Below are 15,274 nucleotides of genomic sequence, written 5' to 3' on the forward strand. Positions count from 1 at the left end.
GCTCCTCCGAGAGTTCGTTCCCACCGTCACCCCGCCCCGATCGGTGCCTACGACCCGAGCTTCGCCACCTGGGCGTCCACGTCGAGCTTGCCCGCCGCGATGTCGGCGATCGTCGACTCGAGTTGCCGGTTCAGCTCGTCGGGGGCGTTGCAGAGCTTGACCGTCGGCACCGGGTCCTTGCCGATGTGCCACTCGCGGGCGACGCCCATCGCGAGCTTGCCGTCGGCGAAGTCCTTCAGGGCCGCGGCCAGGTACTCTCCCGGATCGAAGATGACCGAGACGTCGAACTTCGGGGTGCCGGTGCAACGGTCGGTGCCGGGCGTGCTCAGGATGACGTCGTTCTGGTTGCCCAGGGCGGCGACGGCGTCGGTGGCCCCGCCGAGGTACGGATAGATGGTCTTGATGCCCTGGGCGATCTGGGCCTGGGCGGCTTCCTTGGCCTTGGCCGAGTCGTTGAAGTCACCGGTGTAGGTCGCCGCCACCGTGGCGTCGGGCAGCACGGCGCGGATACCGGCCCGGAACGCCTTCGCCGCCTGGACCGAGAAGTCGAGCTCCGGACCGGAGATGTACCCGGCCTTGGTGTAGCCCTTCTGCTTCATCAGCAGCCCGTTGGCGTACCCGGCGGTGTAGATCGACTCCGCGACGAAGTCCCGCGAGAGCGCGATCTGCGGAGTCTGCTTGATGTCCGACGACCCCGGGATGAACCAGGCCGTCTTCGCGCAGACGGATTCGGTCGCGGCCGTGGCCCCGTCCTTGAGCTCACCGTTCATGGCGATCAGGTCAGCCTTCTGCCGGCACAGCTGGCGCGCCTGGTTGACCGCCTCGGCCGGGTTGACCGAACCGACCTTGATCAGCGTCCAGCCCTGGGACTTCGTGAACACCTCGGCCTTGGCGACGAAGCTCTCGTAGTAGCCGTTGTCGTTGATGTCGCCCGGGCTGAGCACGCCGATGACGACCTTGCCGTCGCCGTTGATGTCGGGTTCGCCGGCCGGGATCGTGCCGCCGTTCGGCCCGGCCGAGGCGGCCTTCGTCTCGGCGGTTGCGGTGGTGGTGTCACCGGGACTCGTGCAGGCGGCCGCGACGAGCGCGAGGCCGACCACGACCGCGGTGAGGTTGAGAGGTCTCACAGGGGGTTCCTTCCGAGAAGAGAATCAGTGCAGCCCGCGCCAGTCGCTGTCGGATTCACGCCAGAGGTCGAATTCGGTGCGCGCACCCGACGCGAGCCGGCGCGGCTCGGCGGTTTCGTGGTCTTCTTCACTGAACCGGCGATGGCCGTAGGAGAGTTCGATCTCCGGGCCGTGCGCTTCTTCGAGCAGGTAGAAGGCGATCGTCGTCGACCCGGAGTGTTTGACGAGATCGGTCTTGATCGTGATGCCGTGGGATTGCGCCCTGGCCCGGGCCCGCATCAGGTGATCGAAGTCGGCGACGATGAAGCTGAAATGCTGAATGCGGAATTCGCTGCCCTTCAGCAGAGCGAGCGAGTGGTGATAGCGGTCCTCGCAGCGCAGGAACGTCATCGCGTCCTCGACGTAGTCCGAGATCTGCAGCCCGAACCCGTCGGTGGCCAGTTGCAGGGTCGCGCCGTAGTCGTCGGTGCGCACGAACGGGTGCATGATCCGGTCGGGCGTCGAGACGAGGAACGGCGGCTCGACGTACTCGTAGTACCCGTGGACGAACTCCCACTCGAGACCGTTCGGGCCGGTGACCGCGAAGCCGTCGGCGCAGTAGGCGGCGGTTCCCTCCGACAGTGGCCGCACGTCGTAACCCAGCTTCGCGACGCTCTCCCGGCGATTCTCCAGGACGTCCCGCTTGCCGGTCGCGAACGTGATCGCGGCGACCTCGGCCTTCGGAATGCCCGGCCGGTGCACGAGTTCGAGCGCGTGGTGCGGGAGGCCCGCACGCAGGAACGCCCGGTCGCCCTCGTTCTTGACGAGTTCGAGTCCCACGTAGGTCTGGTAGAACGCCACCGAGGCGTCGAGGTCGGGAACCCCGATGCGGGCGCTCACGAAACGGTCGGGTCCCTTGGCGCGCGTCATAGGATGAAGCTCAATCTGCCACCCGGATTCAGTGATTCCTGCACGAGAATCGATCGCCGGAGCGCGAACCGCAGACCGTCCGGAGTGACGTTCAGGCGGTGCTCGTAACGGCCGAGGTACGGGTCCAGCAACCCGTCGCGCATGCGGTGCACGACGAAATTCGCCTGCACGTCGATGACGGAGTCGTCCACGTGCTCGAACTGGACGTTGCCGATCAACCGATGGGTCCGCGACCGCGGACGTTCGGCGTGCGCCTTGCGGCTCTGGAGGCGCTTCACCCGGGCCTGGATGAGGTCCCAGTCGTCGCAGACGAAATAGCCCGCGTCGGCCGGGGATCCGCCTTTCCAATCGGTGGTCGGAATCTCGTACCGGGCGCCCGGCGTGAACAGCTCGAGCCACTCGTCCAGGCGCCAGTGATCCAGGATGTCCGACTCGGTGAAGAGGAACTTCTCGACCGCCCGCTGGTCAACCATTGATCGGCACCTCTCCGACCGAATGCGCCCAGTGGCGCCAGAACGAGCGCATCGCGCCCTCGTCGACCGAGCGACCGGGTTTGCCGGCCAGTTCGTCGGCCATTCCGCGCGACATGTCGCTCCAGTCGGTGTCCGGGGCCTGGTCGTCGGTCGTCGCCGAGATCCCGCGCTGGACCGCCTCGTAGGCCTCGATGTCGTCCGGGCTGGCCAGGCCGCCGGGGCCGACGAACGACGTGAGGATCCGCAGGCGCAGCTCCCGGACCTCGTCCGGCTCTCCCTCGGGGACGAAGTTCCAGGCCCGGACGTCGGTCGTGCCGGCCGCCGTCGGTTCGAGCTGACGGATCGAGTAGCTCTCGAGGTCGAAGAAGAGCAGGTTCGGAAAGATGAACAGGATCCGGTTCGACCCGGCGATGGCGTCGGCCCGGTCGGGCCCGAGGCGGGCGTCCATCTCGGCGCGGTTCTGCTCGATCCGGGCCTTCTCGGCCTCGCCGAACCGGGGCTCCCACAGCATGCCGACGCGGCCCCGGCGCGACTTCAGCACCAGCGCGCTGTGCCCGTTGCCGAGGTTCTTCGCGAAGCGGTGACCCTCGTCGGTCATCTGGTAGCCGGTCTCGCGCAGGTAGCCGAGGAACGTGTTGTGGGTCGGCGCGAAGTGGTAGCCGTCCATCGCGTTCTCGACGTTGAGCTTCCAGTTGCCGCGCACGGTGTAGAGGTGTGCGCCCGGCACCACGGTCATGCCGGCCGCGCTCGGCTGGACCGCCATCGTCAGGTAGTCGGCCGCCTCACCCAGGTGCTCCAGCAGCTCGGGGACGTCCTTGTCGAACGACACGAAGACGAAGCCTTCGTGGGTGTCCAGACGCGCGACCTCCCGGAGCGTCGCCCAGGACCGGAACCGGTCCGAGTCCGGGTAGGCCTCGGCGTCCGGGATCGACGCGGCCGAGCCGTCGGTATTGAACGTCCAGGCGTGGTAGAAGCACTGGAAGTGCCTGGTCTGGCCCTCGGTGTCCCGGCAGAGGATCGTGCCCCGGTGCGGGCACGAGTTCAGGAACGCGTGCACCTGGCCGCCGGCGTCCCGGCAGAAGATCAGCGACCGGCCGCCGAGCACGCGGACCTTGAACTGGCCGGGCTCGGGGATCTCGGTCTCGTGGCCCAGGTACAGCCAGTTGTGCGCCCAGATCCGCTTGATCTCGGCGTCGTACACGTTCGACGCCCGGTACGCCGACCGGTGGACCCGGAACTCCAGGTTCTCCCAGTCCTCGGTCACATGGGCCATCAGTTGCCCCAGTCCTCATTGACGCGCACCGCGTCGGCGATGTGGAAGCGTCCGCCCGGGTGGACCGGACCCTTCGACTCGCCCAGTTCGACGACGTGCTTGCCGAACTTCGGCACGAGCGGACGGCCGACGTCGCGGCGCAGCCACAGCCGGAGCAGGTGCCGGCGGCGCGAGGGCTCCGGGTAGTCGACGAACCCGGTCCGCGAGTGCATGACCGTGTAGTTGAGCAGCCACTGCACGTCGCCCGGCTGGAAGTGCATGTCCAGGGCCAGTCCGGGCTCCTGGGTGATCTCGTCGAACAGGCGCAGCACCTCGACCTGGTCGTCGGTCAGCCGCGGGACGCCCTCGTACTGCTGCGCGGAGAAGATCATCGCCATGCCGGTGTAGGTGCTGAACACTCCGTCGACGTAGCTGATCACCGGCGAGGTGAACGTCATCTCGGGGGAGTCCGGGTCCTGCCGGCGCCAGTCCCAGTGGAACGGCTCGAACAGCAGGTGGGCGAGCTCCGGGCGGCGGCGCAGGATCTCGTTGTAGATCGTCGACGCGCTGACGATGCTGCTGGCGCCCCCTTCCTTGGCCCCGCGCAGGCACAGCAGGCCCACGACGTCGGAGCTGTCGGAGTGGAACGGCAGCCGGTCGCGAACCCGGGAGGGCAGGGCGCCGTCGTCGGTCATCGTCTTCGTCGAGGTGGCGATGACGTGGTCGACGAGGTCCCCGTGCTGATTCTGGCCGATCGGCTGCCCCAGGTGCAGCCCGAGGACGTAGAAGATGGCGCCGGCCAGCGCGTCGCCGTACTCGGCGGTCCGCAGGCCGCGGACCAGCAGCATCCCGAGTCCGGAGTCGAGCTGGCGCGCGCTCACCTCGTTGAGCCGGGCGCAGGCCGGGATCGGGTAGTCCGCCGCGGTCACCGTGCGCAGGTCGGGGTCGTCGGCGACGAACCGGCGGCCGACCTCCTCGAGCTCGACGAGCTCGGCGTCGGACAGGTGGTAGATCCACTCCGGACTGTCGACGAGTACGTCGCCACGCCAGGCGGACGGCCCTTCGACGGGCTGAAGACTGACCGAGGACGTCATGGGTTGCTCCTTCATCGATCGAGTACGAGGCGGTCCGAGGAGCTGCGGCCGACGCAGATCATCATCGTGCGGCCGGAAGCGCGCTCCTCCTCGGTGAGCACGGAGTCGCGGTGCTCGGGGACGCCGGCCAGCACGCGCGTCTCGCACGCACCGCAGTAGCCCTTCTCGCAGTCGTAGGAGAGCCCGGGAACGGCTTCGCGGACGACCTCGAGCAGGCGCTTCCCGGGTGGTACCGGCAGGGTCACGCCGCTGCGCGCGAGGTGCACCTCGAACGCGGTGTTGGTCGCTGCCGCGACGTCCGGATCGAGCTCGGCGGCGAACCGCTCGACGTGCAGCCGGTCGGTGACGCCGTGGGCCGCGCAGGCCGCCTCGACCGCGGCGATCATCGGCGCCGGTCCGCAGCAGTACACCGCGGTGTCCGGGGCGATTCCCCCGAGCAGGGCGTCGAGATCCGGCATTCCCGTCTCGTCCGCCGGAAGAAGGGTCAGCCGGTCGCCGGCGGCGGCCGAGAGCTCGTCGGTGAACGCCATCGACGAGCGGGTCCGTCCGCCGTAGACCACCCGGAACGGTCGGCCGGCGACGGCGCGGACCATCGCCAGGATCGGCGTGACCCCGATCCCGCCGGCCAGGAAGAGGTAGTCGGGGGCGTCGACCAGCGGGAAGTGGTTGCGGGGCCCGCGCACGGTCAGCGACGCGCCGACCGTCGCGATCTCGTGCAGCTCGGCCGAGCCGCCCCGCCCGTCGCCTTCCCGGAGCACGCCGATCTGCCAGCTCGTGGCGTCGTCGGGTGCGCCGCACAGCGAGTACTGCCGGATCCGCCCGGACGGCAGGCGCAACTCCACGTGGGCCCCGGGCGTCCAGGCCGGCAGCGGTTCCGGGCCCGACAGACGCAGCGACAGCACGTCGTCGGCGGCTCGTGCCACCTCGGTGACGGTCAGGGCCACCCCGTCGAGAACGCGGTGTTCGTTCCCCGGGGTGAACGTGGCCGGGATCGCGTCCCAGCCGGTCTGACTCCCCGACGTGGGGTACCCGACGAGACCTTCCTCGACGACCCGGTAGTCCGGAAAGCGGGTCAGGACCTGGGTCATCATCTCGCGGAACATGGCCCGGGCCAGGTGCGCGCCGACGCAGCGGTGGCTGCCGATGCCGAAGGCGAGGTGCCGGCTGGCGTCGCGGTCCAGCCGCACCTCGGTCGGGTCGGGGAAGACCTCCGGGTCGTGGTTCGCGGCCACCCAGGGGATGAGCACGCGGTCGCCGGCGTGCACCGGGCAGCCGCCGACCTCGGTGTCCGTGCGCACGGTGCGGGCCATCGCCTGGGACGGTGAGAACCGGCGCAGGAACTCGTCGGTCGCCGCGTCGAGGAGGTCGGGCGACTCGATCAGCCGGCGCTTCTGCTCGGGATGGCGGCTCAGGTGGATGAGCGTCGAGCCGGTCAGCGACGTCGTCGTGTCGACGCCGCCGGCGATCAGCAGGCCGATCACCTTGACGAGGTCGTCTTCGCTGAACCGGGCGCCGGTGGCGACGAGGCGGCTGACCGCGTCGTCCCGTGGCTCGGCCCGGCGATCCCGGATCAGCTCTCGGATCCGCTGCCCCAGGTAGGCGAGCCCGGCCGCGCCCCGCTGCGACCGCTCGCTGCCGGGAACGGTGGCGAAGATGTCGTGGATCGGGCCGGCCAGCTTCGCCCAGTCCTCCTCGGGGAAGCCGAGCCAGTCGAGCGTGACGGCGGCCGGGACCGGGTTGGTGAAGTCGCGGACCAGGTCGCACGAGCCGTACTCGATGAACGTGTCGACGACCCGGGCCGCGTGCCGCGCGATCATCGGCCGCAGCCGGTCGACCGCGTCCGGCGAGAGCAGCGGGTTGATCAGCTCGCGGTACTCGGTGGAGCGCGGCGGGTCGAGCTCGAGCGGGTACTTCTCGATCGCCGGGCTCTGTGGGATGACGATCGCGGTGCCGTCGACCGGCGTGAGTTCCCGAGATGACGAGAATGTTTCGTCGTCCCGGGCGATCCGGGCCACGTCGGCGTAGCGGGTCGTGTAGACGAAGCCGCCGTGGGAATCGGTCCGGCCGACCGGGCACTGCTCCCGGAAGGTCGCGTAGTAGGCGACCGGGTCGGCATTGGCCTGGTCGGAGTGGTGATCGAAGCTGACTGTCCCGCTCATGCCGGGGTACCTCCAGGTGCAGACCCGGTCGATGACGAGAAGGTTGCTGCAGGGCGACGCCCGGGGGAAGGCAGCGTTTATCCACGTACCAGCAGTGCGTCCTTCAGCATTTAGGCTGGTGGAATGGATCCGCGCACCGAGATGAAGGACTTCCTGCAGTCCAGGAGGGCCCGCATCAGCCCGGCCGACAGCGGCCTCGACGGCCGTCGTCGCCGCCGGGTGCCGGGCCTCCGCCGCGAAGAGGTCGCGTACCTGGCCGACGTCAGCGTCGACTACTACGCCCGGATCGAACGCGGGGACGTCGTCGGCGTGTCCGAGGTCGTCCTGCGGGCCGTCGCCCGGGCGCTCCGGCTCGACGAGACCGAGACGACCCACCTGCTCGCGCTCGCTCGCGCGATCCAGCCGGCGACCGCGCCGAAAGCGCCCGTGAAGCCTCGCGAGACCGTCCGCCCGGGCGTGCAGGCGATCCTCGACTCGCTGGTGAACGCGCCCGCCTGGGTCAGCAACCAGCGGATGGACTTCCTGGCCGGCAATGCGCTGGGGCGCGCGCTGTACTCCGACATGCTCACCGACCCGGACGGCCGCGGGAACAACGCCCGGTACGTGTTCCTGGCCGAGGGCAGCCGGACGTTCTTCCGCGACTGGGACGACGACGCCGACGACGTGGTCGCGATCCTGCGTCACTACGCGGCCCTGCGCCCCGACGACGGCACGTTGGCGCAGCTCATCGAGGAGCTCTCGGCCCGGAGCGAGCCGTTCCGGGAACGCTGGGCCGCGCATCGCGTCCGGCTGCACCGGGCGACCCGCAAACGCGTGCACCACCACGTCGTCGGCGACCTCGACCTCGCCTACGAGCGGCTGCACATCCCCGGCGACGAGGGCCTGTCGCTGTTCGTGCACCCGGTCCAGCCCGATCCGGTCACCACCGAACGACTGGCGTCGCTGGCCGTCAGAACGTGAGCACGGCCTTGCCCACCTCGCCGCGCCGGAGCGCGGCGACGGCGTCGTTGATCCGCTCGAACGGGAAGTAGCTGATCATCCGGTCGACCGGGAACCGGCCGGCCGCGTGCAGGTCGAGCAACGTCGGCAGGAAGACCTGCGGGAGGCTCGCGCCGGCGACGATGCCGGTGACCGAGCGGCCGTAGAACACGCTCCGCCAGGCGAAGCTCATCGACTCGCTGGGCCCGACGCCGACCACGCCGGCGTGGCCGAGCGGGCCGAGCGCCTCGACCGCGGTGCGCAGCACGTCCTCGCGCCCGGTCGTGTCGATCACGTAGTCGAGCCCGTCCGGAGCGATCTCGGCCAGGGCCTCGGCGGCCGTCTCGGACCGCGCGGTGTGCGTCGCGCCGAAGCCCCGGGCGGCGGTGAGTTTGTCGTCGTCGACGTCCACCGCGACGATCGTGCCGCACCCGCTGAGCTGGGCGGCGAGGATCGCGGCGACTCCGACCGCACCGGCTCCGAACACCGCGAGGCTGGCGCCGGCCTCGGGGCGCAGCACGTTGAGGACCGCGCCGGCCCCGGTCTGGAACCCGCACCCGAACGGCCCGACGGAGCGGAGGTCGTGGCCCGGGTCGATCGGCACCACCGCCCGGGCCGACGCCACGACGTGGCTGGCGAACGACGACTGCCCCAGGAAGTGACCGTTGACGGCGACGCCGTCGCGGGACAGCGCGGAGCTGCCGTCGGGCCGCCGGCCGCTGAAGTTCACCGCCCGGAACTTCCGGCAGTACGCCGGCTTGCCGGCCAGGCACCGGGTGCAGGCACCGCACGAGGCGAACGACATGGCCACGTGGTCCCCGGGCCGGACATGGGTTACATTCGCGCCGACGCGCTCGACGACACCGGCTCCCTCATGGCCGAGGACCGCGGGCGTCGGGAAGGCCTTGGCGAACTCCAGGTCCGTTCCGCAGATTCCGACGCTGTTCACCCGCACCAGCACCTCGTCCGCGCGGGGTTCTTCGAGGTCCAACTCGGTGACGACGAAGGGCGCGCCGGCGCTCTCCAGCAGGGCCGCGGTGATGCGCATGAGGACTCCCACATTCGACTCGCAATTTGAGATGCCATATTGACTTGCGAGATATAGCCGGTCAAGGATGCTCCGCATGATCCCCAGCGCTCGGCAATTGATCGACGGCGAGTGGATTTCCGCCCGCAACAAGGGCGAGCTCGCGGTCGTCGATCCGGCCACCCAGGAACCGATCCAGACCGTCGCGCGGGCCGAGGCCGTCGACGTCGAGGACGCGGTCGCCGCCGCTCGGCGCGCGTTCCCGGAGTGGGCGGCGACGTCCCCGACCGAGCGTGGCCGGGTCCTGCGCCGCTGGGCGGATCTCGTGCTTTCGAGCCTCGACGAGCTCGCCGCCATCGAGGCGCGCGACGTCGGCAAGCCGCTGTCCGGCGGCCGGGCGAACGTCCTGCGCGCCCACGCGATCATCGAGTACAACGCCGGCGCGGCCGACAAGCTCACCGGCGTCACGCTGCCGGCCCGGACGCCGGACTACCTGGGCTACACCGTGCCCGAGCCCTACGGCGTGTGCGCGGCGATCCTGCCGTGGAACGTCCCGTCGGTGCTCACCGCGGCGAACGTCGCCCCGGCGCTGGCGGCCGGCAACACCGTCGTGCTGAAGCCGTCCGAGGTGGCGCCGCTCGCGCCGCTCGCGCTGGCCGAGCTGGCCCGCCGGGCCGGGTTCCCGCCCGGCGTGTTCAACGTGGTGGTCGGCCTGGGCCCGGAGGCCGGGGCCGCGCTCACCGGGCACCGCGACGTGAAACACGTCAGCTTCGTCGGGTCGACGGCCACCGGCCGCGCGATCATGGCGTCCGCGGCCCGCAACCTGACGCCGGTCAAGCTCGAGCTCGGCGGCAAGTCGCCCAACGTCCTGTTCGCCGACGCGGACCTCGACGTCGCGCTCCCGGCGATCGTCGGGTCGATCACCGAGAACGCCGGGCAGAACTGCTACGCCGGGTCGCGGCTCGTCGTCGAGGACTCGATCCACGACGAGGTGGTGGAGCGCGTCGCCGCGGCCATGCAGGCGGTGCGGCTCGGGGCCTGGGACGCCGACCTCGACATGGGCCCGCTGGTCAGCGCCGCGCAGTACGACCGGGTGCGGGGATTCCTCGATCAGCCGGGAGCCCGGCTCGTCACCGGCGGGGCTCCGACCGGTGAGGGCTGGTTCGTCCAGCCGACGGTCTACGACCAGGTCGACTCGTCCATGCGGATCGCCCGCGAGGAGGTGTTCGGCCCGGTGCTGGCCGTGCAGAAGTTCACCGGTACGGATCGGGCCCTGCAGCTGATGAACGACGTCGATTTCGGGCTGTTGGCCTGCATCTGGACGAACGACATCTCCCGGGCCCTCCGGCTGGCCAAGGGAGTCCACTCCGGCCAGGTCGCGGTGAACCAGTTCCACAACACCGGGGTGATCGGCTTCCCGTTCAACATGCAGAAGGACAGCGGTTTCAGCCGGGGCGGCGGGTACGCCGCGCTGCGCGAGTACACCCAGGAAAAGGCCGTGTCCGTCCGACTGCTGGAGCACTGATGACCGAGCGCATCGCGTACACGTTCGATCCGTCCACCGGCGTGCCGCCCGGCGTGGGGCCGTTCTCGCACGCCGTGCGGTGGGGTGACACGCTCTACGTCACCGGGCAGATGCCGACCGACCCGGCGACCGGCACGTTGGTGCCCGGGGACGTCGTCGTGCAGACCAAGCAGGTGTTCCGCAACCTGGCCGCGGTGCTCGCCCAGTTCGATGCCGTGCTCGACGACGCGCTGATGGTGCGGGTGTACCTCACGGACTTCGCGGACTACGACCGCTTCAACACCGAGTACCGGTCGTGGTTCTCCGGGCCGCTGCCGGCCCGCACCTGCGTCGGCTCGACCGGCCTGGCCGTCGGCGCGACCGTCGAGATCGACCTCGTCGTCGGCCTCCGCCGGTGAGGGTGCCCTCGACTCCGGCCAACGTGGTGTTCGGAGGGTTTCCGGTCGACGCCGAGGCCGTCGCGACGGTGCCGTCCGGGGCCGTCGTCCGGATCGAGACGCTCAGCTCCTCGGGCCTGACCGACCCGGCGGTCTCGCCGACGGAGTACTTCGCGAAGTTCGGCGTGGCCGCCGACGAGATCCTCGACGACACGATCGCGCTGTGGAAGTCGCTCGACGGCCGCCCGGTCTACGGGCCGCATGCCGTGACCGGGCCGATCGACGTCGAGGGCGCCGAGCCCGGCGACACGCTGATGATCGAGATTCTCGACATCGAGACGCGGACGCCGTGGGGGATGAATTACACGGGCTCGGATACCGGGGTCTTCTCCCCGTCGTTTCCGGGTCACCGCGCGGGCGATTCGTCGCTGGGCATTCCGGTGACCGCGGCCGAGGCGTTCTCCATGAGCGTTCCGTCGCCCGGCGTCGGCACTCATCTGCTCCGTACCGGCGTGCATGAGGGCCGGGAAGTGGCATTCTTCAACGACGGTACTCACGTGCCGCTGCACAAATTCTTCGGGGTGATGGCGGTCAAGCCGTTGGAGTCCGGGGAGGTGCAGAGTTCGGTGCCACCCGGCGCGTTCGGCGGCAACCTCGACACCCGTGATTACACGGTCGGCGCCACTCTGTACCTGCCGGTGTTCCATGCGGGCGCCGGGTTCTACCTGGGCGACGGCCACTCGGTCCAAGGCGACGGTGAAGTGGCCGGTACCGCGATCGAACACTCCTTGACCGGCACCTTTCGGCTTACGGTCCTTCGCGGCCGCAGGTCCGAGCAGCCGTCCGGAGAGGACGCGGTCAATTTCCTCGTGCACGGCATCGACGAGGACATTCATCGCGCGTTGAAACTCGCGGTGGGCAACACGATTGCTTTCCTCGAGCGCACCAAGGACCTCACGACGGCCGAGGCGTATTCACTGACCAGCATCGCCGTCGGTTATTCGATCTCGGAGGCGGTGAACGGCACGGTGGTGGTCACCGGGCGTATCCCGAAGGCGCTGTGGGCGGAGACCGGCCGCGCGGAAAGGACCGCCCTGGCCGCGCGGGCCCGCACGAGATGCAGCACCCTCACGGTCCCCGAAGCAGCGCAAGAACTCTCCGGCGCGTAGGCGACCCGAGCCCTCGAACGACAGTCGTTCAACGCACCAGGGCACTTGACGGTCCGCACAGTGGGGGTCGGCCAGGAACATCAGTCGCGTCGGTGGCTGCCCAGCCTCCACCGTGACCACGCTCGTTCGAGCGGCGACCGCTGACGGTCAGCCTCGCTCGCCGTCAGCGCAGAGTCGAGCCTCATCGTCAGCCGCTCGACGGCGGAGCGGAGTGAAGCGAGATCGTCGCGCAACTCAGCCCGCTGATCATCGTTCATCTTCTCCAGCGTCGGCCTGTCGACAACGAGGCCCGCCAGGAGAGAGTTGAAGAGAAGAAAAGTGACAGCCGATCCGATGAAACCGGCACCTAGATTCACGAAAGTATCGGCGAGAAATGTCGATACCGCGCCACCCTCGAGCCTGCTGTAGAAGTAGCCCAATGCTCCGACGGCGATACCGATGAGCAACACCACTGCCGGAAGCAAAGTCTGAATCCCTCTGCTCCACTCCACCAGTTTGACCGCTATGCCCTTCACCCGAAGAGAAAAGGTCGTCAAGGCCACCGCCCCGATACTCAGCACCGAAAACAGCGCCCAGAGCAGTGATTGCTCATCCGTGCTCGAGTCGGGCTGGATCAGGCTCTCGTGCACGAACGCTTCACCGGTACCGAATCGCACCGCGGTCCACGTGCGCGAACCATCGACCTCTTCGCCGTTGACGGTTGCGATGACCGCAACTTGCTGGTTGTGTCGCAGAGTCTGGAGTACCTGGCACGTCCTACGCGGGCAGGCGCGCAATTTCGCCTCGTCCCTGACGTAGGCAACCTGAACTCCTTCGACTTTCGACTTACTCGAAAGTCCGCTGCCCAATGCGTACACGGCCGCCCCGCCAATGAGCATGATGAGCACGAAGGCAGCCAGCCCGAACACTACAACGACCATTTTCTGCGTCTTGGTGCTCATTATTCCAGCTTAAGCCTTCGGGCAACTTCGGTGAGCCGTCAAACTGGTCGCCGTCGCTCACCGAGACGTCGCCAATTGTTTATCAACCCGCAAGACCACGGCTCACTCGTCACAATGGAGCGATGCCCCGACAGCTCGACGACCTTGCCTGGCCGATCTCCACCGCGAGGCTCACGCTCCGGCGGGCCCGGCCCGACGACGCCGACGAAGTCCTCTCCTACCGCTCACTGCCCAACGTCGTCGAGTGGATGGGTGAACCCCCAGAAGAGTTCCACGCCCGGTTCGCCGCACCCGAACGGTTCGGCGCGCTGTTACTCATCGAACGCGACGGCGCGGTCATCGGCGAGGTGATGATCAAAGTCGAGGACGCCTGGGCCCCTCCGCGCCTGACCTCCCACGGGCAGGGCGTCCAGGCCGAGCTCGGCTGGTCGCTACGTCCAGAAGAGACCGGCAAGGGTTACGCGACGGAAGCCGTCGAGGCCGCGCTCCGGATCTGCTTCGAGGACCTGGGACTGCGCCGGGTGTTCGCGAGCTGCTTCGCCGCCAACACGCCGTCGTATCGGCTGATGGAACGCGTGGGCATGCGGCGCGAGGCGCACACGGTGCGGGACGGGCTGCACCCGTCCGGCGAATGGATGGACGGCTTCGACTACGCGTTGCTGGCCGACGAATGGCGCCGTCGCCGCCACTGATCTGGATGTCAAGACTGTGCCATTGCGGCTGCGCCGCATCGGCAGGTGGCAGCACCTTGACAGACTCTAGGCCCGGTTTGAGCCGAAAAAAGACATCGCCAAGACGCACGGCTACAGACCTGGAACAGCGCAGAAATGTCAGAGCAATGACTCGCGATCAATCTGCTCTCACCTGCAGCAGTCAGCTGCACCTGGCCGGCGGCACGGGGCGGGGGAGCTCTGAACCCCGGCGTCACGCCCTTTCCGGGAACGGAGCTCTCACCTATGTCCATCACCAGCAAGCGGCTGCGCGCGCTTGTGGCCGGGATGACCGTGGCCCTCGTGCTCGCCGGCTGCGGCAGCCGAGCCGGCGACGAAACGGCCACCGGCGGGGCGGCCCCGGCGGCCAGCTGCGTCGACACCTCCGGCGGCACGATCAAGCTCGGCTTCCTCAACTCGCTCACCGGCGGCATGGCGATCTCCGAGAAGACCGTCTCCAACGTGCTGCACATGGCCGCCGACGAGATCAACGCCAGCGGCGGCATCCTCGACAAGAAGATCCAGTACGTCCAGGAGGACGGGGCCACCGACTGGCCCACGTTCGCCGAGAAGACCGAGAAGCTGCTCACCCAGGACTGCGTGGGCGCGATCTTCGGCGGCTGGACGTCGTCGTCCCGCAAGGCGGTCAAGCCGGTCGTCGAGAAGAACAACGGGCTCTTCTTCTACCCGGTGCAGTACGAGGGCCTCGAGTCGTCGAAGAACATCTACTACACCGGCGCGACCACCAACCAGCAGATCATCCCGGCGATGGACTTCCTCAAGTCCCGCGGGGTGAAGACGCTGTTCCTGGCCGGTAGCGACTACGTCTTCCCGCGCACCGCGAACGCGATCATCAAGCTGTACGCGGCCAAGCTCGGCATCAAGATCGTCGGCGAGGAGTACGTCCCCCTCGACAAGGACGACTGGACCAGCCAGGTCGCGAAGATCGTCAAGGCCAAGCCCGACTTCATCTTCAACACGATCAACGGCTCGTCGAACGTCGGCTTCATCAAGGCCTACTACGACGCCGGCCTGACCGCCGCGAAGACGCCGATCATCTCGGTGTCGATCGCCGAGGAAGAGGCGCCGGCGATGGGCCACTCGGTCACCGGGCACTACGCGTCCTGGAACTACTTCGAGTCGCTCAAGACCCCGACCAACCCGAAGTTCATCAAGGACTGGAAGGCCTACCCGAACAGCAGCGGCGTGACCTCCGACCCGATGGAGGCCGCCTACATCTCGCTGTATCTGTACAAGGCTCTCGTCGAAAAAGCCGGCTCGTTCGACGTCGACAAGATCAACGCGGCGGCGAAGTCGAACACGATCACGTTCGACGCGCCGGAGGGCACGGTCACGCTCGACGGCGAGAACCACCACATCTCGAAGCCCGGCCACATCGGACAGATCAACGCGGACAACCAGTTCAACATCGTCTGGGCCTCCGACGCGTTCATCAAGCCCGACCCGTACCTCAAGGGCTACGACTGGTTCCCGGCCAACGTCCGTGACCAGCTCGTAGACGCCGCCGGCTGA

14 protein-coding genes are annotated in these 15,274 nt (G+C 68.7%); 6 read left to right on the plus strand and 8 right to left on the minus strand.

The features are described 5' to 3' along the window. Nucleotides 1–47: 47 nt before the first annotated feature. The 6 genes from FL583_RS19500 to FL583_RS19525 are packed head-to-tail and all read right to left on the minus strand — an operon-like array spanning nucleotide 48 to nucleotide 7,014. Entirely contained in the window at nucleotides 48–1,127 is a 1,080-nt protein-coding gene (locus tag FL583_RS19500; protein WP_142706117.1) for a BMP family lipoprotein, read from the minus strand. A 24-nt stretch (nucleotides 1,128–1,151) separates the two neighbouring features. Continuing rightward, nucleotides 1,152–2,006, minus strand: a complete 855-nt coding sequence (locus FL583_RS19505) for a VOC family protein (protein ID WP_170323744.1) — start codon at nucleotides 2,004–2,006, stop codon at nucleotides 1,152–1,154. Between the two features lie 26 nt (nucleotides 2,007–2,032). Then, nucleotides 2,033–2,509 (minus strand): aromatic-ring-hydroxylating dioxygenase subunit beta, encoded by a 477-nt coding sequence (locus FL583_RS19510; protein ID WP_142706119.1) that lies wholly within the window; start codon nucleotides 2,507–2,509, stop codon nucleotides 2,033–2,035. Then, the gene (locus FL583_RS19515) at nucleotides 2,502–3,782 is read right to left on the minus strand and encodes an aromatic ring-hydroxylating oxygenase subunit alpha (RefSeq protein WP_142706120.1); all 1,281 of its coding nucleotides are present in this window, start codon (nucleotides 3,780–3,782) and stop codon (nucleotides 2,502–2,504) included. Before FL583_RS19515 ends, FL583_RS19510 begins: the two co-directional genes overlap by 8 nt. Next, a complete protein-coding gene (locus FL583_RS19520) occupies nucleotides 3,782–4,855 on the minus strand; it encodes a TauD/TfdA family dioxygenase (protein WP_205752278.1) in 1,074 nt (357 codons plus the stop codon). Before FL583_RS19520 ends, FL583_RS19515 begins: the two co-directional genes overlap by 1 nt. Nucleotides 4,856–4,866: 11 nt before the next feature. Continuing rightward, nucleotides 4,867–7,014 carry a cytochrome P450/oxidoreductase gene (locus FL583_RS19525; RefSeq protein WP_170323745.1) on the minus strand — a complete coding sequence of 716 codons (2,148 nt, stop codon included), beginning with the start codon at nucleotides 7,012–7,014 and terminating at the stop codon, nucleotides 4,867–4,869. A 123-nt stretch (nucleotides 7,015–7,137) separates the two neighbouring features. Here FL583_RS19525 and FL583_RS19530 point away from each other — a divergent pair, with 123 nt between their 5' ends. Beyond that, nucleotides 7,138–7,974, plus strand: a complete 837-nt coding sequence (locus FL583_RS19530; protein WP_142706123.1) for a helix-turn-helix transcriptional regulator — start codon at nucleotides 7,138–7,140, stop codon at nucleotides 7,972–7,974. Here FL583_RS19530 and FL583_RS19535 read toward each other — a convergent pair. After that, on the minus strand, nucleotides 7,964–9,040 hold the full coding sequence (locus tag FL583_RS19535) for an NAD(P)-dependent alcohol dehydrogenase (protein WP_142706124.1): 1,077 nt from the start codon (nucleotides 9,038–9,040) through the stop codon (nucleotides 7,964–7,966). The genes FL583_RS19530 and FL583_RS19535 overlap by 11 nt on opposite strands. 76 nt (nucleotides 9,041–9,116) lie before the next feature. On the opposite strand from FL583_RS19535, the gene FL583_RS19540 reads away from it, so the two are divergent. The 3 genes from FL583_RS19540 (at nucleotide 9,117) to FL583_RS19550 (ending at nucleotide 12,090) form a co-directional block, all read left to right on the plus strand. Further along, nucleotides 9,117–10,544 carry an aldehyde dehydrogenase family protein gene (locus FL583_RS19540; RefSeq protein ID WP_205752279.1) on the plus strand — a complete coding sequence of 476 codons (1,428 nt, stop codon included), beginning with the start codon at nucleotides 9,117–9,119 and terminating at the stop codon, nucleotides 10,542–10,544. Next, on the plus strand, nucleotides 10,544–10,942 hold the full coding sequence (locus FL583_RS19545; protein ID WP_142706126.1) for a RidA family protein: 399 nt from the start codon (nucleotides 10,544–10,546) through the stop codon (nucleotides 10,940–10,942). Before FL583_RS19540 ends, FL583_RS19545 begins: the two co-directional genes overlap by 1 nt. A gap of 164 nt (nucleotides 10,943–11,106) precedes the next feature. Next, nucleotides 11,107–12,090, plus strand: coding sequence for an acetamidase/formamidase family protein (locus FL583_RS19550; protein WP_205752280.1), 984 nt, complete (start codon nucleotides 11,107–11,109; stop codon nucleotides 12,088–12,090). A gap of 80 nt (nucleotides 12,091–12,170) precedes the next feature. Here the strand turns inward: FL583_RS19550 and FL583_RS19555 are convergent, their stop codons facing one another. After that, on the minus strand, nucleotides 12,171–13,031 hold the full coding sequence (locus FL583_RS19555) for a hypothetical protein (protein ID WP_142706128.1): 861 nt from the start codon (nucleotides 13,029–13,031) through the stop codon (nucleotides 12,171–12,173). Between the two features lie 122 nt (nucleotides 13,032–13,153). Between FL583_RS19555 and FL583_RS19560 the strand changes: the two genes are divergently transcribed. Together FL583_RS19560 and urtA are read left to right on the plus strand one after the other, a co-directional pair. Further along, nucleotides 13,154–13,723: a GNAT family N-acetyltransferase gene (locus FL583_RS19560; protein ID WP_142706129.1), complete on the plus strand. Its 570-nt coding sequence runs from the start codon at nucleotides 13,154–13,156 to the stop codon at nucleotides 13,721–13,723. Between the two features lie 264 nt (nucleotides 13,724–13,987). Beyond that, nucleotides 13,988–15,274, plus strand: coding sequence for an urea ABC transporter substrate-binding protein (gene urtA, locus FL583_RS19565; RefSeq protein ID WP_142706130.1), 1,287 nt, complete (start codon nucleotides 13,988–13,990; stop codon nucleotides 15,272–15,274).

The sequence above is a fragment of the Cryptosporangium phraense genome (assembly GCF_006912135.1).
In the GTDB taxonomy this organism is placed as follows: domain Bacteria; phylum Actinomycetota; class Actinomycetes; order Mycobacteriales; family Cryptosporangiaceae; genus Cryptosporangium; species Cryptosporangium phraense.